This window comes from Aquimarina sp. Aq107, assembly GCF_943733665.1.
In the GTDB taxonomy this organism is placed as follows: Bacteria; Bacteroidota; Bacteroidia; order Flavobacteriales; family Flavobacteriaceae; genus Aquimarina.
In genome coordinates this window covers 1,600,207-1,624,470 of record NZ_OX030782.1, presented here as the reverse complement: position 1 = coordinate 1,624,470, position 24,264 = coordinate 1,600,207, and the positions used below count along the sequence as shown (strand labels likewise).

Genomic DNA, 24,264 nt, shown 5'->3' with positions numbered 1-24,264 from the left:
TATATATTATAATTTAACAAAAGTCAACACCACTTTAAGCGCTGTGGTATCATCATATTTTACGGTACTCTTTACCTTAATCTCTTCTTCAGAGTCTTTAAAATCATTCACTATTACTAAATCAGGAGTTTTTTCTGGATTAATCACTGCCATAAACTTCACATTAGAAGTCTTTTTCATAAACAAGCGACAATCCAGTCTATTTTCTGTTAACTCCTTAATGATTTGTAAAGTGCAAACTCCTGGCGTAATTGGATTGCCCGGAAAATGACCTTTAAAGATCTCATTTTTTGGATTTAAAGTAATGGTCGTAGTTTGTATACCATCCCTTACAGAATCTTCGTTAATTTTATATAAATCAGCTATTAGCATGTTATTTTTTTAAGAAATTTAATTCGATATTCAATTTAATATTTTTATGATCAATATATATATTCTTCGCTAAATGACCCTCTACGATATCATTAAAAAGTATGATCACTTTTTCTTTTCGTTTTGTAGTGTTAACTATCTTATCTAATTTCTGATCCGATAGATTGTAAAAATAATAATTACTGTATTTCCCTTTTTCATTTTTTAGAACATTATACGTATCGTTATAATATCTTTCGACAGCTATATCTTTTTCTTTTACCAATAATGTAAAATCCTTTATTAGGGTATTTAAGATGATTTTTCTATCAAGTTGTTCTATAATTGAATGAATTTTATAGGATTCACTATCTATTTCAATATCAAAAAATGTACTCCCAAATTGTGATGTAAAAACAATACGATGTTTTTGGGGAGCAATTTTTTTTAAAATAAGAATACCACTAAATTCATTCCCATAAACCGATATATCTGATTTATAAACATAATCAATTGTTGTACTCGAAAAATACGGATTAACTACTTGATCTTCAGATTTTACTTCAGATTCTATAAAATTCTCTACAGTTGCAACCTTACAACCAAAAACAGAGATACATAATATACTAATGAGCAAATATCGCATCTGGAATAGGTTTATTGACAGATGTATTCTTAAAATTGATAAGAGTATAATCTCCTGAAGGTTCTATAAGTTTAACACTAGAAACTAAATAGTTATTTGATTCAAAATTTAAAACAATCTCCTTAAACATATTTTTTAAAGTTTGATCAATTGGAGATAATTTTGCGATAAAAAGTTCTTTGTCTTTAAAAAAACGCGTAGAAAATTGAGTGTCATCGAGCATATCTCCACTAACACTCTTTGCTATTAGGTCATTTAATTTTTTAAAAACTTTATTAGACGCTAAATTAATATCGCTTTTCTTTCCTGCGTCATTGATAAACAACTTTTTATCCTTAAAAATCACACTATATTCATAGGGACTTGTATATGACCATTTTATAATATTTGGTGATTTAAAATACAAATCACCACTACTTTCTATATCATTAGAAAGAAAATCTATATGCTTTAATTGGGTGAATGTATTAACAATGGTTTTAGATTGCTTAGCACTTTTACTTACAGAGTTTTTAAAAGACGTAATCTCTGATGCCGAAAGTTCTACTTCTTGAGCTTGCAGGTAAGAACCACTTAATATAATAAAACCTAATAATAAAAATTTAAGCATATGCTTGTATTGAAAATAATTCATCTATTGTAACGGTTGTATAATTATTACTCTGCAAAAATAGCAACAATTGTTCCAATACCGCTAAAGTGATCAATTTTGTATCATGTAGAAGTATAACATCACCGTTTTTAAGGTTTTTAGTTATTCTCTTTAATATCACTTTTTCAGAAGGAATTGTTGTATCAAAAGACCTCTTATTCCAACCAATAACAGCATGTCCAGTCTCTTTAACAGCTCTAGCTATATTGGGGTTTGTTATTCCATATGGGGGCCTAAAAAGTAATGGTCTTTTTTTAGAAATCTTTTCTATCGCAATATCCGCATCTACTATTTCACCAATAAACTTATCTGTACTATATACATCAATAAATTTCCCGTGCGTAAAAGTATGGTTACCTACAATATGTCCTTTGTCAATAATTTTTTTAGCGATATCTGGGTGTTCTTCTACTTGCTCTCCAATACAAAAGAAAGTTCCTTTGACATTATATTTATCCAGTATTTCTAGGATTTTAATTGTATTAAGATCTGGACCGTCATCAAAAGTAATTGCAACCTTTTTTCCTTTTGTAGTTGGGTTATTGTTTAGGCTTTTAAGAAAATATCCTGCTTTTATATTAAGTACTCCATAGGCGGTTATTACTACCCAAAGCAATATTAATACAACTAAGGACCAAATAGGTAACTTATTGAAAATTATCGCTGTTATTATTAAAAAACCAACGACTAGAGATATAATATTAACTAAATTTCTTATTAGCATCGTTGTAACAACGTAATACTATGATTTTTTCCAAGGTATTGATTATAAAGAAGTATAGTCTCATATTTATTAGCAACAACTTCATTTACCTTTAAAATATTTGGAACTTGATTGTTTTCAAAGGTTTTACACCCAAGCCAAAATCCAAAACTGGAAGCTACGTGATAATCTCCTATTAAATGTTTATAACATAACTGTTCTTTATCAGAAAAAATCGAAGTTTGTAAATTTTCATAATAATGATCAAAATTAACATCCCCATTATTCCCTAGTATCACAGCATCAATATCTTCGATACTCATATTCTGTCGAGAAATAAATGATATTATGGATGTTTTAATATCATCTGGTGAACTTTTACTAAATGTTTCTACATCAATAATTTTAGCAAGGCTTTTTTCAGTTTTATTAGAACCCAAAACCATAAATGTACATCCCTCGCTGCTTACCGTTCCAGTCGTTTTAGAATTTAACAAGTCGATTACATCAATATTATCGTCTTTAATCTGACCGTCCAATTTATGAAGGAGTGTAGAGTTTTTAGCTACTTCATCGATACCTCCAACAAGAATTTGTTTCTCTGGCTTTTCTGATAACATCAATAGTGCATCCATAACTGATATCTCAAAAGAAGCCGAACCTTGAACGTAGGTAACATTATACGCTTTGCAACCTAATCCTAAGGCTACTTGTCCTCCTACCGTATTATGTGTAGACTGTATAAATAATGTTGGAGTTAAAAACTGTTCATCATTATTTAAGACATTTTCTAAAAATTTTTCAGAATCTTGTTTACATCCCATTCCTGTACCCGTAATAATAGCATCAGGCAGTTCTATTCCAGAATTATGTAACGCCATAGAAGCGGCTGTAACTCCCATCTTAACCGACTTCGACATACGTCTCATTGCCGCTGGCTTTATATATTCTTTATAATTAGGATCATGAGATCTAAATATGGACTCTTTATGAGAGATTATATCTTCTAAAAATGTTTCTGGATCTGTTGTTGGCTGTGCAGAAATACTGGCAATACCATTGATATAGCAATCGCTCATTATTTTGTAAATATTAAAGTGGAACAATTACCTCCAAAACCAAAAGAATTTGATAATATAGTTTTCATTTCTTTGGATGCTAGTTCTGTTTGCGGAACCAATGAAAACTCTTTCATTTTACTTTTAAAATTCAAATTCGGAAAAATTAAATTTTCCCGTAGAGACAGGAGTGAATACACAGCTTCTACAGATCCTGCAGCGGCTAATGTATGCCCTGTAAATGCCTTTGTTGAACTAAACACAGGAGTTTTTTCTTCTCCAAATATTCTGGTCATAGCTACTCCTTCTGATAAATCATTATTAGGAGTTGCCGTACCGTGAGCATTTACATAATCAATTTCATTTGCAGTTATATTTGCTACTTTTAGGGCTTCATTCATTGCTAAAAAAGCTCCTTCTCCATCAGAAGATGATGCAGTTTGGTGATAAGCATCATTTGCATTAGCCCATCCTGCTACACGTCCTAACACTTTCTTATTTTCTTTTTCTACAATCAAATCACTCTCTAATACCAAAAAAGCCGCAGCTTCTCCAAGATTTAATCCCTTTCTATTATCATCAAATGGTGTACATTCTGAATCTGATAAGATCATTAAAGTACCAAAACCATTGATTGTAAACTTAGATAACGCATCAGTTCCTCCCACAATCATTCGATCTATTTTGCCTGCTTGAATCATTCTTGCTCCAAGCATAATTGCATTTGCTGCAGAAGAACAAGCAGTACTTATTGTAGATACATATCCATTGATTCCTAAATAATTAGAAATAGATTGGGTAGTAAAACCTGCGTGTTGCGCTTGTATAAATCTTCTATTATCTTCAATTTCGGTATAACCTAGATAGTGTTTTTCTGTGGTATCCATACCACCAACACTGGTTCCTGAAACAAAACCTGTTCTATATTGATTAACATCGGAAATTTGTGCTTCTTGCAACGCTTCTTTTGCAGCAATCGCACCTATCATAGCAGTTCTAGAAAAACTATGCAACGGTTCTAGCCCTAATTGTTTTTCTAGATCTTCATTGGTTTGTTTGATTTCACCAACCATGATTTGATCCCTATGGCGAGTTTTCAACATCTCAATTCTAGAAATCCCAGGAGATACTGATTTCAAAGCATTCAAATTTTCTTCTACCGTATTTCCGATAGAAGAAATAATTCCCATACCAGTTATGGCAATGCCTTTATTCATATTATTTTGTACGGTGTTTTGAAATGTAATCAGCCATTACACTAATAGATTCAAATATAGCTTTTCCTTCTTTTGGATCCTTTAGCTTAATTCCATAATCTTTTTCTAATAATACAATTAGCTCAAGAGCATCAATAGAATCTAATCCTAAACCATCACCAAAAAGAGGATCATCATCTCCTATTTCGCTTACTTCAACATCTTCAAGACTTAATTGCTCTATTAATTTTTCTTTTAGCTCTTCTCTTAATTCAGCCATAACTATTGCTTATATAATTTATTTAATTCTTCTTTTGTTAGCTCTTTTTTACCTTTTTTTGAAAGAAAAGCCAAAAATACGTCATATTTATCATTATCCAAATCTACCCAACCACAAATAACGTCACTTGCTTTTCCCGTATTCATTAAAATTTTAGAATATGAAGTCATAAAATCAGTATCAAAACTATCTGTTACGAAAAAAGCGTTTTCACTTTTCATCTTATTCTTAATACTAATTTCTCCCATTATAATATTGGGCAAGGTATATACAAAAACCGCAGGAGAAGGATAAAAATCTTCTCTATTTTGAATACTTAATTGATGCTTCCTATCTGTATCTAGACTAGAAGCTCTATTTGATAAAACTAAAGCGGTATCCTGATCTACTTGTTCTTTCTCTTTTAACAAAACCTCAGAAGCTAAAAAACCAAGTTTACATAATTCGTCCATTTTATGAAACTTCGGATATTTTAGATCTAGAAACTTATAAATACCTTTTGCAAAATCTTTTAAACTAGTAGATTCTATATCAGTATATAACTCAACTCCATTTTTGAATACTTTTTTATCTCTAATCAAACAAAAATCTGATATGTAATACTTTTCTTCTATCACAGCACTTCTTTTTCAATAATCAATGCAACGTTACAACCACCAAAACCAGAAGCTGTTTTCAATACTTTATTCAGTTCTTTCTTTTCATTTTTAGCAATTACATTTATCGGTTGAGAAACACCTAATTCTTCATAACCCAAAGAAGCGAATAACTCATTGTTAATCAAACAATGTTTAGCTATAATACTCTCAATCAAAGCAGAAGCACCTAATGTATGGCCATAGTACCCCTTTAAGCTATTTAATGGTGCTTTTTGCAACCCAGCTCTATTAAATGCAATAGCTTCCATTTCATCATTATATGGAGTAGCTGTACCATGCGCAGTAATATGATCTATTTGATCACTATCTAAATTAGCTTCTTTTAAAGCTTTACTAATACTTATAAATAATCCTTCGCCAGTTCTTGAGGGTCCCGAAATATGGTTGGCGTCATTAGCAGAAGCATCTCCTGCAATACTAATCGCTGTATCTGTATTGTTATCTTTATTAGAACTAAGCCATGCGCAGGCCGCAGCCTCACCCAAACTAATACCTGTTCTATTTTTACAAAATGGTTTACACGGTGCAGCACTTACCGCCTGAAATGAAAAGAAACCAGAAAGTGTAAACTCCGAAAGTAAATCACCTCCTATTACAACTACATCATCAAAAAGTCCTGATTGAATCATTCTCTTACCAACAGCCAAAGCCAATCCACCAGAAATACAGGCATTAGATAAAACTTTGGGTGTATGATCTAATTTAAAATACTTCTGAATAGTTTTCGAAATGCTACTCAAATATGCCTTTTCATCTTTATCTCCTCGCAGATTATTAATATTTCCTTTAGTTGTAGAAATTACAATTCCACTTTTAGTAATATTTAACCCAGGATTTTCTTCTAATAATTTAGAAACAGATAATAACATCATTTTTTCCAACTTTGTATAGCTAGAATTCTCTGATATTACACCCCAAGCTTTGGAAAGTTTTTCATTATTGATTACAGCGCCATAAAATGCTTCAGACCATATCTTATCATCCTCTACTTTCTGAATACCTGTATGATTCTTACGGAGATTAACTATATTATCTTCTGTCGAAAAACCTAGTGGCGAAACTATATTATCAGCAACTATGTAGACTTTTTTCATAATAAACCTACTTTACGTTTCCAATCAAGAAAAAATTCTGGAATACTTAAAGACATATTACCATCCATATCTAAAAATACTTGTGTAGTTTCTCCAACACAAACCAAATCTTTATTTTGATTATACACATTGTACCTAAAAATCATTTTTGCCGCTGGGCTATCTACATATATAGTTTCTACAGTAGCGATATCTCCATATTTTAATGGTAACTTATGATCGCAATTAGAATTAACAATCGGAGTAACATAATTATTATCCTTTACATGTAAATACGAAATACCGTGAGTTCTCCCGAAAGCTTCTCTACCTTCTTCAAAATAGGTAATATAAATACCATGCCAAACAATGCTAAGAGGATCACAGTCATTAAACCTGACTCTTACCTCGTGAACATATTTGATATCGGTTACAACTTCTTTAGACCGCTTTTTTCTTTTCATAATATAGTATAGCGATTACGATAGTACTAATAAAAAACCCAATAAGCAAACCTATTTCAGGAAGAATATCTATCAGACTACCTTTTCTTAAAAAACAATCATAAAAAGCTTCTAATCCCCAGTTCATTGGAGATATTTTGGCTATCATCTGCATCGTATCTGGCATTGCAAAGACAGGAACCCATACTCCGCCAATCGCTGCAAGTAAAACAACTAAAACAGCTCCAAATGGTGCTGCTTGTTCGTGTGAATTAAATACCGTACCCAATAAGACCCCTAATCCTATTGCTGCCAATCCAGAAGATATCGCTACCACATATAGTAAACCTAGATTATTCCCTAAATCCAAAACCGGAAGACCCAATTTAGGAAATACATAAAGCCCTAGTAACAACACTAATGTAAATTGTAAGATACTAACTAATAAAAACAGAAATGCCTTTCCTCCAATAATAGTTGCATAATTAATCGGTGTTGTTTGTAATCGAACAAATGTTCCTTGTCCTTTCTCATGAACAAGATTTAATGATAAAGGTAAAATCATAAAAAATATTGCAAACAAAGTCCAGGCTGGAATATTATGCTGAACAGAATTTGGAATAATTAACTCTCCTGATAAAGATGGATTTATTTGATCATATTTAACAAAAGTATCTCTATTAAAAGATTTAAGACTTTCTGACTCTCCTAATTCTTTTTCAAAAGCCTCATAGATCGACTTAGTCTCTATACTAGCTACTAACTTATCAACTGCAAATATCACAGAACTTCTAAAGGTTTCCTGAGTTATAGGGTCAAAATAAAGCTTTACAACTTTATTATCTGGTAATGCTTCTGTAATATCATCTGTTTTGAGAGAATCTACAGAGCCTTCAAACTCTTCGAGTATTTTAGAAATATTTTTATCTATCTGATTTTGGAGTTCTTTACTTAATCCCTCAGGGATCACAACTGCTAACTGATAATCTCCAGAAGCTACTAAAAGTCTTGCTTTTTCTTCTGTAAGTGATGTATTGTCTATTTTAGACACGGGTTCCAAAAATTCTATTTCAGAAAAACTCTTTTGGATTTCAGCTGATAACTTCCCCTTATCTTTATCAACTAATAGTATTTCTATTGAATTACTCGATACAGATTTAAACGTCGCATCCTGAATTAATGTAACAGTAACTACCAAAACAATTGGCATTAAGAACAGAATGATTAATCCCCCAGGATCTCTTAGGAGTAATAAAAACTCTTTTTTTATGGATGCTAAAAATCTATGCATAATCACGAAGTTCTCTTCCTGTAAGTTCTATAAACACATCTTCTAAATTCCTTGCTTCTTTAGTATTCTTAATCAATTTAGACGGTGTATCTTCTGCGATAATTTTTCCTGAATCAATAATCCCAACCATAGAACACAAATCCTGTGCTTCTCTTAAATGATGGGACGTATAAATTATAGTAGTTCCAGACTGATTGAGTTCTACAAGCTTAGTAGTAATCGCTTGTTTAGATTGAACATCTACTCCAACAGTAGGTTCATCTAAAAACAACAACATTGGATTATGTAGTATTCCTGCAATCAGATTCACCCTTCTTTTCATACCACCTGAAAAGGTTTTAATCTTTTTATCAGCAAAAGGCAACAACCCTAATTGATCTAAATGTGATGTAATTATTGGGGAAAGCTCGGATTTTTTCATCCCAAACATACTTCCAAAATAAAACAGATTTTCCTTAGCAGTTAACTTGGGATATAATGCATATTCTTGAGGTACAACCCCTATGGATTTTTGAATATCTTTTGCATGTGTTTTAAAACTATTTCCTGAAATCAGCACTTCTCCCGAAGTGGGTTTAATCAATCCACATAAAATGGATATTAATGTAGTTTTTCCTGCTCCATTAGGTCCAAGAAGCCCATATACTTCTCCGGTTTTTATTTGTAAGTTCACCTTATCTAATGAAAGAAATGCAGCTCCTTTATATTGTTTAGAGATATTTTTTATGTCAATAAGAGGAGTTTTATCCATTCGCAGTTATTTAATCGCTTTCTTAAGATCTAAAAAGAATGCTCTTTCGGCTAATGCAATAGCATCTAGCTTATCAGCAATTTTATTATAAGCATCTGTTTCTCTGCTTCTATTTTTATAAAGTCTAGAAGCATCAATCGCAAAATCTCTCCATTGATCTCCAATTACAGTCATTTCCTTCGATAATTCTGCCAACCGAGGGTTTTCCATAATCACTGATGCTTCCTGCAAGAAAGCTGCAAAAATAAATCGAAAACCTCCACCTCCAGTACCTATCTCTTCTTGCATTCGGACCAATTGACCCAAGTAATGATTTGTCTTTTTTATACCTATTTTATCCGGCCATTTTCGAATTCTCTTAGCCACAAACCTAATTCCTCTAAATCCAACAATCGGAACTGGAGCTAACATATGTCTATATGCCTGCTTTATTCCTTTAGTAATCGCCTTTTTAAGATCTATATTATTTGGTAATTCTGTAGGATAATAAATATGGCCATTTGGCGCAAAAGGACCTTTAGCAAAACGCACTTTTTCTAATTCCTTCGAAGATAGTGTAGTTACTTCTTGCATCACAGGATCACTAATTAAGTAATCATCTCCATCTTTACCATATACCACTAAATTATGCGCATTAAAGTGAAAACGATATTCATCAGGAAAATAAGTCAAGTTATACACTCCAACCTGCAACCCTACTGGATTATTTTTTGATAATTCCGCATCTAAAGTCTGCTGAGCTTTCTCCTTTGATTTAAATTTATGTCTTTTTATCTTAAACCCTAATCTTTTACTTACTCTAGAGAAAATAAAGCCTGGAACAGGTCTAAAACTGAACATTGGAGCGAAGTTTACCTTGATAAAAGGTATATATATAAAGAACACTCCTGAAGCAATTCCAAATACCATTGGTTCACTTACTTTAAGCCCATTATAATTTAACAAATTAGAAACCACTCCATTTTCGCAATGGGCAGATTGATTGTGTTCAAAGTTTATTTTCAAATCTTAGGATTTTTAAGTTCTTCTAAAGAAATTTCGAAAGCTTCCGCATATTTACTTAATATCTTTTCATTTAGCTTTCTAAATATTTTAGCTTTAAGGTGTCTTTTCACCTTCCACTGCCATAATCCTACATATCCAGATAAAACAACAACATCCATTCGTTGCAATTCCATATAATACGCAATAGGGCTAAGCTCTCCACTTTTTATTTTTTTGATTGTATCTTGAAGTTGTTCTTCGATCAATTCTAATGATTCGTTTAATGCAATTGTCTTTGCATCCCAACCAGAACTAAGCGCTTTTCCGTATTTACCATCTTTATCGACAGCATACACAACCTCTTTTATATTTGCTTTAGAAAGACTGCTTTCATCTTGAGGTACGTCTTCTTTCTTCATACTATCAATAAATTAAAATTAAAAAGTTAATAGAATTAAGAATCTACTATAATTGTTTTCATTTCTGAAGAGGCTATTAAATTACCTTCTGGATCATTCACCTCTATTTTCACAAGTGAAACTTGCATAATTTCTGCTACAATCTCTACTGTGGTTATAAGTTCAGTACCAATTTTTGGTAACGAATTAATAGTAGCGTGTTTTATAGAGCCAATAAATCCTGTTTTAGGCTTTTCATCTTTTCCTCTGTTAATATACCCTCTGTAGCCTCTATGCAAGGCAATACTTTGCGCCATATTTTCTATCAGCCCACCTTCTGTTAAATATTCTCCAGAGGTTAAAATATTGTCTGATGTAACTTTTAAACCAGAAATAACCTTTTCTGTATCAAAATATAACAACTTATCAATCATAACAAAAGGATCCTTTTGCGGAATCAACTTTTTTATGAAATCAACATCTGTAATATTTTCTTCTAATTGATTACTCATTAGCAAACAGTAAATAAGATATGAAAGTATGAAAAACGGCCACTTTCTGGAACCATCGCAACTACCTTATCTCCTTTTTTTAATTTTCCAGAGTTTTTCAATTCATTTATCATTAAATAAATAGATGCAGAACCGACATTACCAACCCTTTCCAGATTTGTAAACCATTTCTCTTTTGGAATTGAAATTCCTTGGTTTATCATTTCATTACTTAACCTTTCTTCAAAATAAAATGAAGAAATATGAGGTAAAAAATAATCTATCTCTTCTTCTTTTAGGTTGTTTTTTTCAAAGGCATCTTTCATACTAGAAACTGCTTTTGGAACAACATGTTTATCTAATATTTTTACATCCTGTTTTAGCGAAAAAACAGATTCTGACAACCATTCTGCTGGTTCATATTCACTCCAAGGCTTAAGACTTCCATCCTCATTTTTATCTCCTCCAGCATACATACAAGCCTCTAATTCATGTGCAAATGAATAGGCTTGCATCCAATCAATTCGCAAAGAGTTTTCTCCTCTTGGTTTATCTTCTAATAAAAAAGCTCCTCCTCCATCAGATAACATCCATCTAAGGAAGTCTTTTTTAAATCCAATAATTGGTTGCTCCTCTAAAGATTTTAAATTCTCTACTTCTTTATCAAATTTTCTAGATTGCATCCAAGTAGAAACTCTTTCTGTTCCCGTACAAATAGCATTTTTAGTACTATCAGACTTAACAGATAAAAAACCATACTTTAGTGCACTCATTCCAGAACAACACACACCTGAAGCAGTATTTAATTCAATACTATCCTGAGTATCTAACAATCCATGGACCATAGATGCGTGAGAAGGCAACAAATTATCTGGAGTAGAAGTTCCACAAGAAAGTAACTCTATTTCTTTTTCTGAAAAATCAGAATCACATAGATTTTTGATTGTTTCTCTTGTAAGTTGAGCATTATTATGAGTTATGTTTCCATGACTATCTACAGCATAATACCGTTCTTTAATCCCATTATTTCTCAAAACAATTCTTCTAGCTCTTGAAGGCTGATCATCAATCATCCCTAGTCTCTTTTCCATTTCATCATTCGAGACTGGCTCATTCGGCAAGAAGTGCCCTGTTTTTGTTATGTAAACGTTTTTCATAAATAATGATTACTTATCGTAATCTTGTTGATTGATAATATTTAATATCTTTTTTTATGCGTGCATAAAAAGGTACATAAGTCAACAAAAATATAATAAAAACTATAGGTACAAAAACCCAAATAGCAAATTGTAGATAATACTCAAAAAAGTTTAACCACTTTGCTCTCCTTTTTGGTGATTTCAGTCCTACTTTATATATGTGTGCCGACCACTTACTAAAGATATGATTTCCAGATTTATCTGACCTAATTAAGAAAGGTTTTATTCGAACTGCTCCATCTTTAACCAACTCTTCCTGTAATTGTTCATAATTTTCTCGAAAAAGATATTTTTTAATAATCGTTCCGAACTTTCCTGCACCATGAATATCCTCTTCTGAAACCCCAGGTTTTGGGAAAATTCCTAAATATTTAGTTTTCTCACCTCCCATCATCCAATGAACAATCGTAATAACACTAATATGATTCCAATGTCTATCTACAAAAGCAATATTACCGACTAATTGCGCCTTACAGTCAACCAATAACCTTTTAACTTTTTCCTGAGTTAAGATCCACATGTTCCTGGAACCATTTACAGTAATAACAGGAGTATCTTTTAGTAATACTTTAGCATCATCACTTTTCAAAAAAGAATTAATAGGAATCGAAGGTGAAAGATACCAAACTGTATAGCCTAATATAATCAGATCATATTTTTTTTTCTTTACTTCTTCTGGAATAGGAATATTAGGACTTGGGATTTGCAAATATGATTCTGGGAAAGCTTGTATAAAGTCTTTTTTATTCCAAGGAAATTGATAAGATTCTTCTGGTTTTATTTGATGTATTGTTAAATCACATTCTTCGTCGATCGTCAAAGGCTCCACCAGATTCGTTAATATCTCACCTAATTGACCACTCTGACTATAATACAAAACAAGTACATTCTTCATACACTAGGTTTTAAGATCATCCCAATAGTCATAGTAATTAAACCATTGTAAAGGATATTTATTAACCATGATCTCAGTATTTCTAACATACTCTTTCAGAACATGACTAGGTTTAATAGATTGCTCTGTAAACTCTGGTTCACGAGCGTATAAATTGTATTGTTTTCTAGCTCCTTTCATAATATACATAAAAAGAATAGGCTTCTTTTTTCTTGCAGCTAACTTATATGGTCCCGAAGGAAATTTTACTGACTTACCAAAAAACTCATGTTCCAGAAATTGAATTCCTTCTACATATCTATCTGCTGCAAAAATTATCACCTCGCCATTTGCTAAAACATCATTCATCTGAAAGATATGAGACATATCTTCTTTAATAACGATAAATTTCATGCTAGTATCGTTAGATACTGCTCCAACATATTCCTTTATTTGTTCATTTTCTTGATCGGTAACCATTAGATTGATACCGGTATTGGTCATATCAAAATCATCAAAAAAATAACGTGCGATATTAAAACTTCCTACGTGAGCACTGAAGATAATTCCACCCTCACCTTTACTTAAGAGTGCTTGCATTTTTTCCCGCCCGTCATGAGTGAAAGTGAATTTACTTTTTAGGCCAAAAGATATCGCTGTCCTATCTATAAGTGTTTGACCAAAAACTATATAATTTTTATATACACTGACAAAAGACTTAAAGCGAGATTGCTTTAGCCTTTTATTATAAAAGTAATAACTAGCTTTTGTAGTTGAATAGGAAAATATAACATAATACGCTGCTACAAATATTAGAATTGAGTAAGCAGCATTTAATCCTAAATTCTTTATAAAGAAAATGAATATTTTATATCCTAAAGGTGTTCCTTTAGCTTTACCTTCCCATTGGGCCATTACTTCTTCTAAATATTGACTTTACGTTCTATCAAATCATAAAAATCTTGAAAACTTTCTACTCCAACAAAATCATCACCAACCAATTTCACTCCAAAAGTCGCTTCAATAGCTACGACAAGATCTACGTAATCTAAACTATCTAAATCTAATGTTTCTTTAAGGTTTGCTTCGGGAGCAATTTCATCCGCTTCTACCTCGAATTCTTCGATCAAAAAGTCATCAACTTTTTCAACAATTACACTTGTTTCCATCATCTTTCTTGTAATTTTTTTCTATTCTAAATCTTTTTTATGACGATTGCAGAATTTGTGCCCCCAAACCCAAATGAATTTGACAAAAATACATCAATTTTTTTATCTACAGTTTCTTTTACCAAATTTAACTTTGACGAATCCTCATCCGGAGATTCTAAGTTAATATTAGGTGCTATAAATGAATTGTTTAACATTATTAAAGAATAAACAATCTCACTTGCTCCTGCCATCCAACACTCATGTCCTGTCATAGATTTTGTAGAACTCACGTAAGGTCTTGATTCTCCAAAAACTTCATTAATCGCCTTTGCCTCATTTGCATCTCCTATTGGAGTAGATGTGGCATGTGCATTAACATAGTCCACATCTTCAGGCTTTACATTAGCCTGATCCACTGCTCGTTTCATAGCTCTAGCAGGTCCCTCCTGGTTTGGCGTAGAAATATGATCTCCATTAGATGAAAAACCATATCCTACCACTTCTCCTAAAATAGTTGCTCCTCTTTTAACCGCACTTTCATAAGACTCCATGAATAAAGCTGCACCACCACCACTAGGCACTAATCCATCTCTACCACTATCAAAAGGTCTCGATGCTTGTGTTGGATTTTCTTCATTAACAGAGAATACTCCTAATCCATCAAAACTCCCAAAAGCATAATCATTAATCTCTTGAGCTCCCCCACACAAAACATAATCTTGCAAACCTTGTTTAATTAACAAATACCCCATTCCTACTGAATGGGATCCACTAGCACAAGCCGCACTAATGGTAAAGTTTACTCCTTTTAATTTAAAAACAGTTGAAAGATTCATTGTTACCGTAGAGTTCATAGACTTAAAAACGCCTCCAGAACCGACTAACGTAGTATCCTTCTTAATTCTTATCTTATCGATAGCTTGCATTACCGACTCTGCAGTACTATCATTCCCAAACAAAACGCCTATCTCTTCATTATCTAAAAATTCTTGATCTACACCTGCTTGATCAAACGCTTGTTTTGTAGCTATATAAGCATATTCGGACTCAGAACCAAAACTTACTCTTTGCCTTCTACTCAGTTCCTTTTTTAAATTAGGTTTAGGAACGGTTCCTGTCAAAGCAGATCTATAACCAAACTCTTTTCGAGATGGTTCATAAACAATGCCAGATTTCCCTTGATATAATGATTCTTTTACTTCTTCTACATTAGAACCAATACAAGAATATATCCCCATTCCAGTAATAACTACTCTACGCATACTAATTTCTTATGAATAAATTCCTCCATTAATATTCACAACTTCTCCTGTTATATATGAAGCCTTTTTAGAAGCTAAAAAAGATACTAAATCAGCAACCTCTTCTGCTTCTCCGAAACGATTTACAGGAATCATACGCTTCAATTCTTTTTCATCCATCTCTGCTGTCATATCCGTTTTTATAAAACCTGGCGCAACAGCGTTCACTGTAATCTTCCTTTTTGCTACTTCCTGAGCCAACGCTTTTGTTGCAGCTACCAAAGCACCTTTAGCAGCAGAATAATTAGCTTGCCCAGGTGTTCCTTTTACTCCCGAAACAGAAACCACATTTACAATACGACCATACCTGTTAGTTAGCATCTTCTGTATTAAATGATTGGTAACGTTATAAAAACCATTCAAACTAATATTAAGAACATCATGCCAATCTTCTGGTTTCATCCACATAAACAATCCATCTCTAGTAATTCCAGCATTATTGATTATAATTTCTATAGTAGCATCTGGATTTTCAGCTATCCAATTATCTAAAACTTTATGTGTATCCTCTCTATCAGCTACATTAAATTTTAATAATGTACACTGCCCTCCTTCATCTTCAATTATTTTTTTAGTTTCATTAGCAGCTGCATCATTAGACTGATAATTAATTAAAACTGGATACTCTAATTCTTTGGCTAACTTAACAGCAATTGCTCTTCCTATTCCTCTGGATCCACCAGTTACAAGGGCGTATTTCATTTACATCTTTTTTTTAAGATCAAATAATTATTGGACAATGTTTAAAACAACAATTATTCCAAATTAAGATTTAATTAACAATATTAAAAGATTCCTTACAACTTTAACAATCGTCTAATGTTGTAAAGAACACAAAATATTTATTTAACGTTAACAAAAGGTTCTGCATTTTCAAACCATGTATCCCCTAAAAGCTTCCCGTCCGGAGTTAAAAACCCCCACTTTTTTTCATACTTTACACGAGCTAAACCATCCACAAATCCTTTCTCTGCCGCTCTACCTGACAAAAAACCAAAGCTACCTGCGGTGATACCATACTTAGCCTCTATCACTAATTCTCCTTTCAGATTTACAAATCCCCAGTCTTCAATTTTGACAGGAGCCATTCCATTAGTATCAAAATAATCAACATCTGCATATTTGTAATCAATAATCACTTTACCATTAGTATCAATAAACCCCCATTTGTTACCATCAAAAACACCGGCATATCCATTTTTAAAAGGTTTAGCCTTTATAAACTGTGGTTCTATAACCCATTTACCTTCTTTATCAATAAAACCTATTTTCTCATCTTTTCTTGCAATAGTATACGTTCCGCCCACTCTAAAATTCCATATTTTGGTAGCTCCATCAACTTTATTAAAACCGTTAGAAGAAGCTATTCCAAAAACTTCTTCTCCTTTTTCAGCTCTCGCTACACCATTTACGTAATTACCTATAGATGTATATTCTGGTTTAATTACTATAGTTCCTTTATTATCAATAATACCCCACTGACCAGATTGGTTAGCAAATCTAGCATAACCATCCTGAAATCCTTTGATAGTCTTATACTGTGGTTTTACAATTACTTCTCCTTTTGGGTTCATTAACCCAACCATCTTGCCTTCTCTAACAAAAGCAACACCCTCTTTGAAAGGATATATTTTTTCGGCATTAGAATAAGATAACTCTTTACCTTCTTTATCAATGTATTGCCATTTCTTATTTTTCAATACCATAGCAACTCCATTGTTAAAATCTTTTGCTTTATCAAATTGAGCTTCCAATAACCATTTTCCATCTGGATTGATGTATCCCCATTTTTTACCCTCCAAAACCAATGCAACTCCATCAGCAAAACTATTTGCTTTTTTGAATTGAGGTTGGATAACAAACTTGGCGTTTTTATTAATGTACCCAAACTTTCCATCCATCCTAGCTTTTGCCAGTTCTTGTGAAAATAAGGTTTGTAAACCAAATACTAATGCTAGTGTAATTAAAAGTGCTTTTTTCATCATATTTATATTTAAGGTTTATTTTTAGTACAAATAAAAAAGCATAGGTTAACATGCTTTCTTATATTAATAAATAAATTAAATCTTAATCAAATAATCTAATAGGCATCATTTTCTTTAAGGTAATCTTTAACCTCTTGAACAAATGGATAAGTAACATAATCCTTAGTAAATGGAGGAACAATTTTTTTAATATCCTCAACCAACTTTTGAGTTCTACTAGATAATTTATCTCCAAAATCAAGATATTCTAACGCCTGAACTATTGTCATTAACTCAATAGCTAATACCTCGAATGTATTCTCTATTACTGTTTTGGTCATATTCGCAGCATTGGTCCCCATACTAACAATATCTTGATTATCATTATTATTAGGAATACTATGCACATACATTGGGTTAGAAAGAGTTTGGTTTTCTGCAGTTGTAGAAACTGCTGTAAACTGTATTCCTTGCATACCAAAATTAAACCCTAGCTTACCTAAATTAGCAAATGGTGGTAAGATGTCATTTAGTTTAGAGTTCAATAGATAATTTAACTGACGCTCTGCAAGCATTGATAATTTAGTAACAACTAGTTTTAGTTTATCCATCTCTAAAGAGACATAATCTCCATGGAAATTACCTCCGTGATACACATGTTTAGTTTCTACATCTATTATCGGATTATCATTAGCAGAATTTAATTCTTCAATCAAAATTCTACCTACATGCTTAATCGTATCAAAGACAGGTCCTAAAATTTGTGGAACACAACGTAAAGAATAATATTCCTGAACTTTTTCCTTGAAATAAGTATCTCCATTTTGACCAGAGTACAAATGCTTTGTTCTATCTCTTGTTAACTTACTATCCGATAAATGTTCGCGCATTTTGCGTGCAACATTCTGTTGTCCTAAATGTAATTTACTGTGATTTAATTCTTCAGAAAGATGATCATCGTATGCTTCAACAATTTCATTTATAGCAGAAGAACATGCTATGGACCAATCTAGTAATTTCTGAGCATTAATAACATTAACAATACCGATTCCAGTCATTGCCGACGTACCATTCATTAAAGCCAATCCTTCTCGAATCTTTACCTCAATTGGTTTGAGTCCTAACTCTTTAAAAACTTCTGCAGTTTCTCTTCTTTCTCCTTTATAAAAAACTTCTCCTTCACCAATTAACACCAATGCTAAATGCGCTAATTGAACTAAATCACCACTTGCTCCTACTCCTCCATGCTCAAAAATCAATGGTGTAACATCATGATTTATCAAATCTCTCAAACCACTAATAACTGTTGTATTAACTCCTGATTTTCCTAAAGATAAAGTGTTTAATCTCGCTAACATTAATGCTTTCACATAATCAGGCTCCATTGCTTTACCCGTTCCAGATGAGTGACTTCTGATTAAATTGAATTGCAATTCAATTCTATCCTTATCATCTATTTTATACTGGGCCATTGGTCCGAATCCGGTATTTACACCGTAGATCACCTTATTTTCAGAAAATTTCTCTAGAAATTTAAAGCTATCATCGACTCTATTGATTATAGAATCATCTATCGTTAGCTCCTCTTGATTAAAAATAACACTTAGGAAATCTTTAATTTCCAACCTTTCTTTTAGTATTAGCATTCGCGAATTAGTAAGTTTTTTCCAATATTTGTAAAAAAATTCAAGTTTACTCTCTATTTTTACAGAGGGCAAATGTAATGTATTTAAAGTACCTTTGAAAATTATGAAAAAAGAAAATGTAGATGTGCTAGTAATCGGTGCCGGTCCTTCTGGTAGCGTTAGCGCGGCTTATCTTAACAAACACGGAATTAATGTTAAGGTGGTTGAAAAAACAAAATTCCCTCGATTTCAGGTAGGAGAAAGTCTGATTCCTAGATGTATGGATAATTTTGAAGAAGCTGGGCTTCTAGATTGTCTTATGAAGCAAGGGTACGAGAAAAAACATGGCGCTCGATTTATTAAGGATGGAGTTACGGGGAGTTTTGATTTTAGCAAAAAGTACGGAGATGGATGGGATTGGACTTGGCAAGTTCCAAGAGATCATTTTGACAAAACCCTAATTGATGAAGCAATTAGACAAGGCGTAAGTGTAGATTTTGAAACTGAAGTTACTAATGTAGAATTTAATGGAACAGATTCGTTAACTACAGTAAAACACAAAGACGGTTCTGAAAGTCAGATAGAGGCAAAATTCATTATAGATTCTAGTGGTTTTGGGCGTGTTGTTGCAAGACAACTTGGCCTTGAAGCTCCCTCTAAATTAGCAGAACACGGATCCATTTTCACACAAGTAAAAGACATCAAAAGACCTGAGGGAATAGAAGGTACAACTATTACTTTTGAAATTATCGAAACTGAAGTATGGTTTTGGTATATCCCTTTTTCTAATGGCAATACCAGTATTGGATTTGTTGGACCAATGGAATGGATTAATAAATTCGAAGGAAATAAAACGGAAGTTTTACAAAAAATGATGAAAACTTCTCCTTACTATTATGAGCAATTTAAAGACGTTCCTTATTTGTTCGAACCTTATAAAGTAGAAAATATTGCAAAAAATGTAACAAAATTATTTGGTGATGGCTTCGTCTTAACTGGTAATAGTGCTGAGTTTCTTGACCCTGTATTTTCATCAGGAGTATCTTTTGCAACTGAAACTGGCCTTTTATCTGCCAAACTAGTGATCAAACAATTAAATAATGAAGAAGTTGATTGGCAAACGGAATTTGTGGATTATATGAGACAAGGAGTTGATGTATTTACAACTTATGTAAAAGAATGGTATACAGGAAATTTACAGAAAATCATTTTTCATGATAAACCTAATGAGGATTTTAAAGAACAAATCTGCGCAGTGCTTGCTGGTTATGTTTGGGATAAAACAAATCCATTTGTTAAAAAGCACAGTCATATTGTAAGAAATGTGGCAAAGCTTGTAGAAATGGAAGAGAATATGTCAGAATAGTTTTTCCGACAACAAACAAAAAAAGGAGGCAATTGCCTCCTTTTTTTGTTTGTCTACACTCCTAATTATTTCTTAGCAGTTACTTTAACAAGAAAATCTTTATCATCTCCATTAAAACCTTCTATTACAATTTCAGATCCCGAAATGCGCAATATATTATTTGTTATAAAGTCCTCCAGCTTTTTCCCATTATTAACATCTGCCAAATTAAAAACAGCTTCTTTTTTAACAACACCAGTAGCATCATTAATACGATACGCCATTAAATAACCTGTAGTAAGGTCCCATAATGGCGAAGGGGACTCATCCTCTGGTCTATTTAAATTCGCTATATGATCCTGATAAAATAAGTAATGATGGTCATTTAAACCTACATACTCAAATGACATTTCCGAAGCTCCTCTATTATCCACACGTTGTTGCTTCGGTAGTCGACGTAACCAACCTAATGTTCCATCCGCAAGAATTTTAGCAATGAAAATATCATCTAACCTTATTGAAACAGAAGTATGTGTATAGCCTATTGAGGCACTAATAACATTTCTTGAAGATAGGTTACTTTGCTCACCTATTAACAATATACTTCCATCATCGCTATATACTACATTAGTGATTTTTAAATCCTTAAAATACGCACCAAATTTACTAACCTCATTTTTCTTCAGTCTTTTATCTTCTTTATACTTATTAAGTATTTTATCTGAAAAATCATAACTATTTACTTTCTTCAGACCATTATCTTTATCATATTTTGCAAAGAAAAATCCAATAGGAGTAAGCAAACTCTCTTTTTTCTTGACATAAAATGTTTTTCCTAATGTACCTGTTACCACAACACCATCTTCAGGTGTTTGACCTATAGAAGCCATATCCACAAAATAATCTTGTACCTCTATCTTACTGGAAATAAATTCATCAGAATCTTTATGCAGTTCTAATAACTCTATGTGGCTATTTGGGTTTAAAAAAGGTTTCTTTTTTTTACTCTTTTCATCTTCATAAACCCTTGTTAAAAAATAAAAACTCCCATCATTATCTATTGAAAAATCCAGATTCATACTTACAGTTTTCATATATGGCAGATTAACATCCTTGTTCCAGATTTCATCAACATTATCATCAAATACATGAATAGAAAACCTATCAACATTCTTTAAATCCTTACCTTTTTGAGACTTTAATTTACAAAAGATCACTAATTTTCTTTCATCAAAAGAGGTTTTAAAGTTAAACGAATGAATCGATATTTCACCTTTCACATTTAAAACCGTTCTAAAATCACTTACCTCCAAGGTAGTAAGAGATACAGTCCTTATGTTTATTAAAGTTTTTTTATTTTTTTTATCCCAAAAATGAAAAAAAAACACCGCTTTATCCGCAACTTGCGCTACACTTCTGAACTTCCCTTTTTTAACACCTTTAAAAAAATTTACTTTTTCAATTCTCTCAACTTCTTTTAATGTAAGCGGATCTAATTTCTGAATTACTAAATCATAACCATTATGATTAGCCAACTTTATGACATTTTGTTTATAACTATAAAACTCTGTTACTCCTCCGACTGTCTCTTCATATTCTTCACCAATTTGCAGAATAAAATCATCAGATAGCTTTGCTTCTTGCCCAGAAAGTTGCAACATCAATATTAGTAATAAAATCAAAAAATTGTACTTCATGTTTATTTATTTTAGAGATGCTAAAATAGATTAATGATTTTAATTGGAGTATTTATTTAAAAAAACATATACTTCCTCAACTTTTGTAATCTTTTTGTCTTATTCCGTTATAACGATACACTAAAATCATAGTGCAATAAAAACAATAGAAATAAAACTTTAAGCCTCTATATCAATAAGAACAGTAGTAATCAATTCTTAATAATATATAATTTTCGTACATGAATTGACATGTTCAATTATTAGTTGATCTAAAATTTTTCAGAAAATTATATTCACAAAAGCATTGATATTAAAGCGGAACTATCCCACTATTTTTAGGGTGGGATTGTGATCACTTTAATTTTAAAAAAGCGAAGAACGTTATTATTTAGCCAATGAAACTTTTAGCAACAAATTATTCTTTTTACCGTCATAAGCTTCAAAAATCATATCTTGATTAGGTAAAATTGCAGCTTTATACACTTCTAAATTATCCAATCGAGAATTCCTAATATCACTACCTGTAAGAATAGGTTCTTTAATAACTTCTCCAGTAGCATCGTCAATGGTATACGATGTTAGGTAAAGGAACTCTTTTTTACCATCAAAATACCTCGTTGGGTACTCATCGAAAGATCTTTTAAGATTGGTAAAATCATCTATATAGAATAAATAATGTTTCCCTAGGTTTTTAAAATTAATATAAGACATACTCTTTTTGCCTCTAGCTCCTGTTTGATACTTAGGTAATCTATGAAACCATTTCACATCACCTTCAGAAGAAATTTTAGAAGCAATTACATCTCTGTAATAGTATTTATATGTTGTTCTAGAACCAGAAGAACTTGATGTAGTAAATGACTCAACATATCGTTGTTCTCCCAAAATCACAAAACTGGCATCATCGTTATAAACAACATTATTAACCTTTAAACTCTCAAAATCAAGCTTATCTTTTTCATCCTGGGTACCTTCATTAATCCTTGTCTCTCTTTTTAAAGCATAGTCCTGAACAATAGTTGCAGGAATGTCACTTTTAATAACAGAAGAAACAACTCCAGAGTCATCTAACTTTGCAGAAAACAAGCCAGTAGCTTCTACCTTATTATCATTCTTAGCATAAAAACCTGAAACACTAATTTTGCCCTGCTTGTCTAGACCAATCACAGCATCCATTATAGATCTTCCAGGTAATTCTATTTTGCTTTTAATAATTTCTTTAGGGTTTTCCTTTATTTTAAAAACTTCAGTTCTATAGGAATACTCTAATTTATTTTTTTCTTCAGCATTAGAACTAAAAACAGAAGCTGTCATATAGAAACTCCCTTCATTATCAATAGCAAAATCCTCATTTTCCAACCACTTATTAGCATAAGGTAATTTTACTTTTCGACTCCAAATAAGCTTCAAACTAGAATCATATACACTAATTCCTATTTTATCAGCTTTATCATTTGCTGTTTTAACTCTAAACAACACTAATAATTTAGTTCCATCAAATGATTTCTTAAAAACAAACTTGTTAATTCTTCCTCCAGCATCAAAACCATAGGTACTTTTAAAACCTACATCATTATTAATATTTTCTTTATCACTCCCTACCAAAATTGGTTTCTCTGCTATAATACCTGTAAGAGATATTTTTTGAGCATAAGCTTTATCTTTAATAGTATAGAAAGCCACAGCCTTCCCATTAAGATCCATAACAGTCTGAAAATCTCCTTTATCCTCTATAACCTGTCTTTTCTTTACTTCTTCTTTTAAATCTTCTAAAGAAAAGCGTTGAATTGTCATATCCTTTCTTCCTTTTTTAATAGCAACCATTCTATTTCCAGAAGCCACATAATAAGAACTAGAACTTTTAATTCTTTTATACTTCTCTCCTATTTTAAAATCAAAATCCTTAGAAAGAATAGGTTTTTGAGCATAAGAATATCCGCATAGAAAAATTGTTAAAAATAATAGGTGTTTCATCTTAAGTACTGAAGGGGTTTTGTCTAAATTCATAACATCTAACATTAGGTCAAGTATCACAAATATATGATTCTTGATTGAAACTGCTATTTTTGGAAAGTTTTAAACTAAAATTAGATGTTACAGAAAAATATTTCAGTCAAAGAAAACTGATTTTCAACTTTTTAAAAAAGCAT

26 protein-coding genes are annotated in these 24,264 nt (G+C 31.9%); 1 reads left to right on the top strand and 25 read right to left on the bottom strand.

Annotation, left to right across the window (positions count from 1 at the left end):
* Window positions 1–6: 6 nt before the first annotated feature.
* The 23 genes from NMK29_RS06595 to hutH all read right to left on the bottom strand — a co-directional run bounded on the left by NMK29_RS06595 (window position 7) and on the right by hutH (window position 19,111).
* Window positions 7–372 (bottom strand): 3-hydroxyacyl-ACP dehydratase, encoded by a 366-nt coding sequence (locus tag NMK29_RS06595; protein WP_108803130.1) that lies wholly within the window; start codon window positions 370–372, stop codon window positions 7–9.
* A 1-nt stretch (window position 373) separates the two neighbouring features.
* The gene (locus tag NMK29_RS06590; RefSeq protein WP_108803129.1) at window positions 374–997 is read right to left on the bottom strand and encodes a hypothetical protein; all 624 of its coding nucleotides are present in this window, start codon (window positions 995–997) and stop codon (window positions 374–376) included.
* Window positions 978–1,607 carry an outer membrane lipoprotein carrier protein LolA gene (locus NMK29_RS06585; protein WP_108803183.1) on the bottom strand — a complete coding sequence of 210 codons (630 nt, stop codon included), beginning with the start codon at window positions 1,605–1,607 and terminating at the stop codon, window positions 978–980. The genes NMK29_RS06590 and NMK29_RS06585 overlap by 20 nt, the downstream gene beginning before the upstream one ends.
* On the bottom strand, window positions 1,600–2,373 hold the full coding sequence (locus NMK29_RS06580; RefSeq protein WP_108803128.1) for a polysaccharide deacetylase family protein: 774 nt from the start codon (window positions 2,371–2,373) through the stop codon (window positions 1,600–1,602). Before NMK29_RS06580 ends, NMK29_RS06585 begins: the two co-directional genes overlap by 8 nt.
* Complete coding sequence (locus tag NMK29_RS06575; RefSeq protein ID WP_108803127.1) at window positions 2,367–3,431, bottom strand: beta-ketoacyl synthase N-terminal-like domain-containing protein; 1,065 nt, start codon at window positions 3,429–3,431, stop codon at window positions 2,367–2,369. The genes NMK29_RS06580 and NMK29_RS06575 overlap by 7 nt, the downstream gene beginning before the upstream one ends.
* On the bottom strand, window positions 3,431–4,627 hold the full coding sequence (locus tag NMK29_RS06570) for a beta-ketoacyl-[acyl-carrier-protein] synthase family protein (RefSeq protein ID WP_108803126.1): 1,197 nt from the start codon (window positions 4,625–4,627) through the stop codon (window positions 3,431–3,433). The genes NMK29_RS06575 and NMK29_RS06570 overlap by 1 nt, the downstream gene beginning before the upstream one ends.
* Before the next feature lies 1 nt (window position 4,628).
* On the bottom strand, window positions 4,629–4,886 hold the full coding sequence (locus tag NMK29_RS06565) for a phosphopantetheine-binding protein (RefSeq protein ID WP_027392746.1): 258 nt from the start codon (window positions 4,884–4,886) through the stop codon (window positions 4,629–4,631).
* 2 nt (window positions 4,887–4,888) lie between these two features.
* Complete coding sequence (locus NMK29_RS06560; protein WP_234424251.1) at window positions 4,889–5,503, bottom strand: hypothetical protein; 615 nt, start codon at window positions 5,501–5,503, stop codon at window positions 4,889–4,891.
* Window positions 5,500–6,639, bottom strand: a complete 1,140-nt coding sequence (locus NMK29_RS06555) for a beta-ketoacyl synthase N-terminal-like domain-containing protein (RefSeq protein ID WP_108803125.1) — start codon at window positions 6,637–6,639, stop codon at window positions 5,500–5,502. Before NMK29_RS06555 ends, NMK29_RS06560 begins: the two co-directional genes overlap by 4 nt.
* Window positions 6,636–7,082: a thioesterase family protein gene (locus tag NMK29_RS06550; RefSeq protein ID WP_108803124.1), complete on the bottom strand. Its 447-nt coding sequence runs from the start codon at window positions 7,080–7,082 to the stop codon at window positions 6,636–6,638. Before NMK29_RS06550 ends, NMK29_RS06555 begins: the two co-directional genes overlap by 4 nt.
* Window positions 7,060–8,352: an ABC transporter permease gene (locus NMK29_RS06545; RefSeq protein ID WP_108803123.1), complete on the bottom strand. Its 1,293-nt coding sequence runs from the start codon at window positions 8,350–8,352 to the stop codon at window positions 7,060–7,062. Before NMK29_RS06545 ends, NMK29_RS06550 begins: the two co-directional genes overlap by 23 nt.
* A complete protein-coding gene (locus NMK29_RS06540) occupies window positions 8,345–9,103 on the bottom strand; it encodes an ABC transporter ATP-binding protein (protein ID WP_108803122.1) in 759 nt (252 codons plus the stop codon). The genes NMK29_RS06545 and NMK29_RS06540 overlap by 8 nt, the downstream gene beginning before the upstream one ends.
* 6 nt (window positions 9,104–9,109) lie before the next feature.
* Window positions 9,110–10,108, bottom strand: coding sequence for a BtrH N-terminal domain-containing protein (locus NMK29_RS06535; RefSeq protein ID WP_108803121.1), 999 nt, complete (start codon window positions 10,106–10,108; stop codon window positions 9,110–9,112).
* The gene (locus NMK29_RS06530) at window positions 10,105–10,506 is read right to left on the bottom strand and encodes a hypothetical protein (RefSeq protein ID WP_108803120.1); all 402 of its coding nucleotides are present in this window, start codon (window positions 10,504–10,506) and stop codon (window positions 10,105–10,107) included. The genes NMK29_RS06535 and NMK29_RS06530 overlap by 4 nt, the downstream gene beginning before the upstream one ends.
* A 35-nt stretch (window positions 10,507–10,541) precedes the next feature.
* On the bottom strand, window positions 10,542–10,997 hold the full coding sequence (locus NMK29_RS06525; RefSeq protein WP_108803119.1) for a hypothetical protein: 456 nt from the start codon (window positions 10,995–10,997) through the stop codon (window positions 10,542–10,544).
* The gene (locus NMK29_RS06520; protein WP_108803118.1) at window positions 10,997–12,133 is read right to left on the bottom strand and encodes a beta-ketoacyl-ACP synthase III; all 1,137 of its coding nucleotides are present in this window, start codon (window positions 12,131–12,133) and stop codon (window positions 10,997–10,999) included. The genes NMK29_RS06525 and NMK29_RS06520 overlap by 1 nt, the downstream gene beginning before the upstream one ends.
* Window positions 12,134–12,146: 13 nt before the next feature.
* The gene (locus NMK29_RS06515; protein WP_108803117.1) at window positions 12,147–13,070 is read right to left on the bottom strand and encodes a flavodoxin; all 924 of its coding nucleotides are present in this window, start codon (window positions 13,068–13,070) and stop codon (window positions 12,147–12,149) included.
* Window positions 13,071–13,073: 3 nt separating this feature from the next.
* Window positions 13,074–13,964, bottom strand: coding sequence for a lipid A biosynthesis acyltransferase (locus tag NMK29_RS06510; RefSeq protein ID WP_108803116.1), 891 nt, complete (start codon window positions 13,962–13,964; stop codon window positions 13,074–13,076).
* An 8-nt stretch (window positions 13,965–13,972) separates the two neighbouring features.
* Complete coding sequence (locus NMK29_RS06505) at window positions 13,973–14,218, bottom strand: phosphopantetheine-binding protein (RefSeq protein ID WP_027392758.1); 246 nt, start codon at window positions 14,216–14,218, stop codon at window positions 13,973–13,975.
* Between the two features lie 26 nt (window positions 14,219–14,244).
* Window positions 14,245–15,462: a beta-ketoacyl synthase gene (locus NMK29_RS06500; RefSeq protein ID WP_108803115.1), complete on the bottom strand. Its 1,218-nt coding sequence runs from the start codon at window positions 15,460–15,462 to the stop codon at window positions 14,245–14,247.
* 9 nt (window positions 15,463–15,471) lie between these two features.
* Window positions 15,472–16,203, bottom strand: coding sequence for a 3-oxoacyl-ACP reductase FabG (fabG, locus tag NMK29_RS06495; RefSeq protein WP_108803114.1), 732 nt, complete (start codon window positions 16,201–16,203; stop codon window positions 15,472–15,474).
* 140 nt (window positions 16,204–16,343) lie between these two features.
* Window positions 16,344–17,483, bottom strand: a complete 1,140-nt coding sequence (locus NMK29_RS06490) for a WG repeat-containing protein (RefSeq protein ID WP_159092189.1) — start codon at window positions 17,481–17,483, stop codon at window positions 16,344–16,346.
* Between the two features lie 98 nt (window positions 17,484–17,581).
* Window positions 17,582–19,111 (bottom strand): histidine ammonia-lyase, encoded by a 1,530-nt coding sequence (gene hutH / locus NMK29_RS06485; RefSeq protein WP_108803112.1) that lies wholly within the window; start codon window positions 19,109–19,111, stop codon window positions 17,582–17,584.
* Window positions 19,112–19,214: 103 nt separating this feature from the next.
* On the opposite strand from hutH, the gene NMK29_RS06480 reads away from it, so the two are divergent.
* A complete protein-coding gene (locus NMK29_RS06480; RefSeq protein WP_108803111.1) occupies window positions 19,215–20,456 on the top strand; it encodes an NAD(P)/FAD-dependent oxidoreductase in 1,242 nt (413 codons plus the stop codon).
* A 65-nt stretch (window positions 20,457–20,521) separates the two neighbouring features.
* Here NMK29_RS06480 and NMK29_RS06475 read toward each other — a convergent pair whose 3' ends face one another.
* Window positions 20,522–22,132 carry a hypothetical protein gene (locus NMK29_RS06475; RefSeq protein ID WP_159092188.1) on the bottom strand — a complete coding sequence of 537 codons (1,611 nt, stop codon included), beginning with the start codon at window positions 22,130–22,132 and terminating at the stop codon, window positions 20,522–20,524.
* A 366-nt stretch (window positions 22,133–22,498) separates the two neighbouring features.
* Window positions 22,499–24,121 carry a hypothetical protein gene (locus tag NMK29_RS06470; protein WP_159092187.1) on the bottom strand — a complete coding sequence of 541 codons (1,623 nt, stop codon included), beginning with the start codon at window positions 24,119–24,121 and terminating at the stop codon, window positions 22,499–22,501.
* Window positions 24,122–24,264: the final 143 nt, after the last annotated feature.

What these genes read in the sequence shown, in the direction of transcription:
- NMK29_RS06595 (WP_108803130.1), bottom strand. Translation starts at nt 372, where the DNA reads ATGCTAATAGCTGATTTATATAAAATTAACGAAGATTCTGTAAGGGAT.
- NMK29_RS06590 (WP_108803129.1), bottom strand. Translation starts at nt 997, where the DNA reads ATGCGATATTTGCTCATTAGTATATTATGTATCTCTGTTTTTGGTTGT.
- NMK29_RS06585 (WP_108803183.1), bottom strand. Translation starts at nt 1,607, where the DNA reads ATGCTTAAATTTTTATTATTAGGTTTTATTATATTAAGTGGTTCTTAC.
- NMK29_RS06580 (WP_108803128.1), bottom strand. Translation starts at nt 2,373, where the DNA reads ATGCTAATAAGAAATTTAGTTAATATTATATCTCTAGTCGTTGGTTTT.
- NMK29_RS06575 (WP_108803127.1), bottom strand. Translation starts at nt 3,431, where the DNA reads ATGAGCGATTGCTATATCAATGGTATTGCCAGTATTTCTGCACAGCCA.
- NMK29_RS06570 (WP_108803126.1), bottom strand. Translation starts at nt 4,627, where the DNA reads ATGAATAAAGGCATTGCCATAACTGGTATGGGAATTATTTCTTCTATC.
- NMK29_RS06565 (WP_027392746.1), bottom strand. Translation starts at nt 4,886, where the DNA reads ATGGCTGAATTAAGAGAAGAGCTAAAAGAAAAATTAATAGAGCAATTA.
- NMK29_RS06555 (WP_108803125.1), bottom strand. Translation starts at nt 6,639, where the DNA reads ATGAAAAAAGTCTACATAGTTGCTGATAATATAGTTTCGCCACTAGGT.
- NMK29_RS06550 (WP_108803124.1), bottom strand. Translation starts at nt 7,082, where the DNA reads ATGAAAAGAAAAAAGCGGTCTAAAGAAGTTGTAACCGATATCAAATAT.
- NMK29_RS06545 (WP_108803123.1), bottom strand. Translation starts at nt 8,352, where the DNA reads ATGCATAGATTTTTAGCATCCATAAAAAAAGAGTTTTTATTACTCCTA.
- NMK29_RS06540 (WP_108803122.1), bottom strand. Translation starts at nt 9,103, where the DNA reads ATGGATAAAACTCCTCTTATTGACATAAAAAATATCTCTAAACAATAT.
- NMK29_RS06530 (WP_108803120.1), bottom strand. Translation starts at nt 10,506, where the DNA reads ATGAAGAAAGAAGACGTACCTCAAGATGAAAGCAGTCTTTCTAAAGCA.
- NMK29_RS06525 (WP_108803119.1), bottom strand. Translation starts at nt 10,997, where the DNA reads ATGAGTAATCAATTAGAAGAAAATATTACAGATGTTGATTTCATAAAA.
- NMK29_RS06520 (WP_108803118.1), bottom strand. Translation starts at nt 12,133, where the DNA reads ATGAAAAACGTTTACATAACAAAAACAGGGCACTTCTTGCCGAATGAG.
- NMK29_RS06515 (WP_108803117.1), bottom strand. Translation starts at nt 13,070, where the DNA reads ATGAAGAATGTACTTGTTTTGTATTATAGTCAGAGTGGTCAATTAGGT.
- NMK29_RS06510 (WP_108803116.1), bottom strand. Translation starts at nt 13,964, where the DNA reads ATGGCCCAATGGGAAGGTAAAGCTAAAGGAACACCTTTAGGATATAAA.
- NMK29_RS06505 (WP_027392758.1), bottom strand. Translation starts at nt 14,218, where the DNA reads ATGGAAACAAGTGTAATTGTTGAAAAAGTTGATGACTTTTTGATCGAA.
- NMK29_RS06500 (WP_108803115.1), bottom strand. Translation starts at nt 15,462, where the DNA reads ATGCGTAGAGTAGTTATTACTGGAATGGGGATATATTCTTGTATTGGT.
- fabG (WP_108803114.1), bottom strand. Translation starts at nt 16,203, where the DNA reads ATGAAATACGCCCTTGTAACTGGTGGATCCAGAGGAATAGGAAGAGCA.
- NMK29_RS06490 (WP_159092189.1), bottom strand. Translation starts at nt 17,483, where the DNA reads ATGAAAAAAGCACTTTTAATTACACTAGCATTAGTATTTGGTTTACAA.
- hutH (WP_108803112.1), bottom strand. Translation starts at nt 19,111, where the DNA reads ATGCTAATACTAAAAGAAAGGTTGGAAATTAAAGATTTCCTAAGTGTT.
- NMK29_RS06480 (WP_108803111.1), top strand. Translation starts at nt 19,215, where the DNA reads ATGAAAAAAGAAAATGTAGATGTGCTAGTAATCGGTGCCGGTCCTTCT.
- NMK29_RS06475 (WP_159092188.1), bottom strand. Translation starts at nt 22,132, where the DNA reads ATGAAGTACAATTTTTTGATTTTATTACTAATATTGATGTTGCAACTT.
- NMK29_RS06470 (WP_159092187.1), bottom strand. Translation starts at nt 24,121, where the DNA reads ATGAATTTAGACAAAACCCCTTCAGTACTTAAGATGAAACACCTATTA.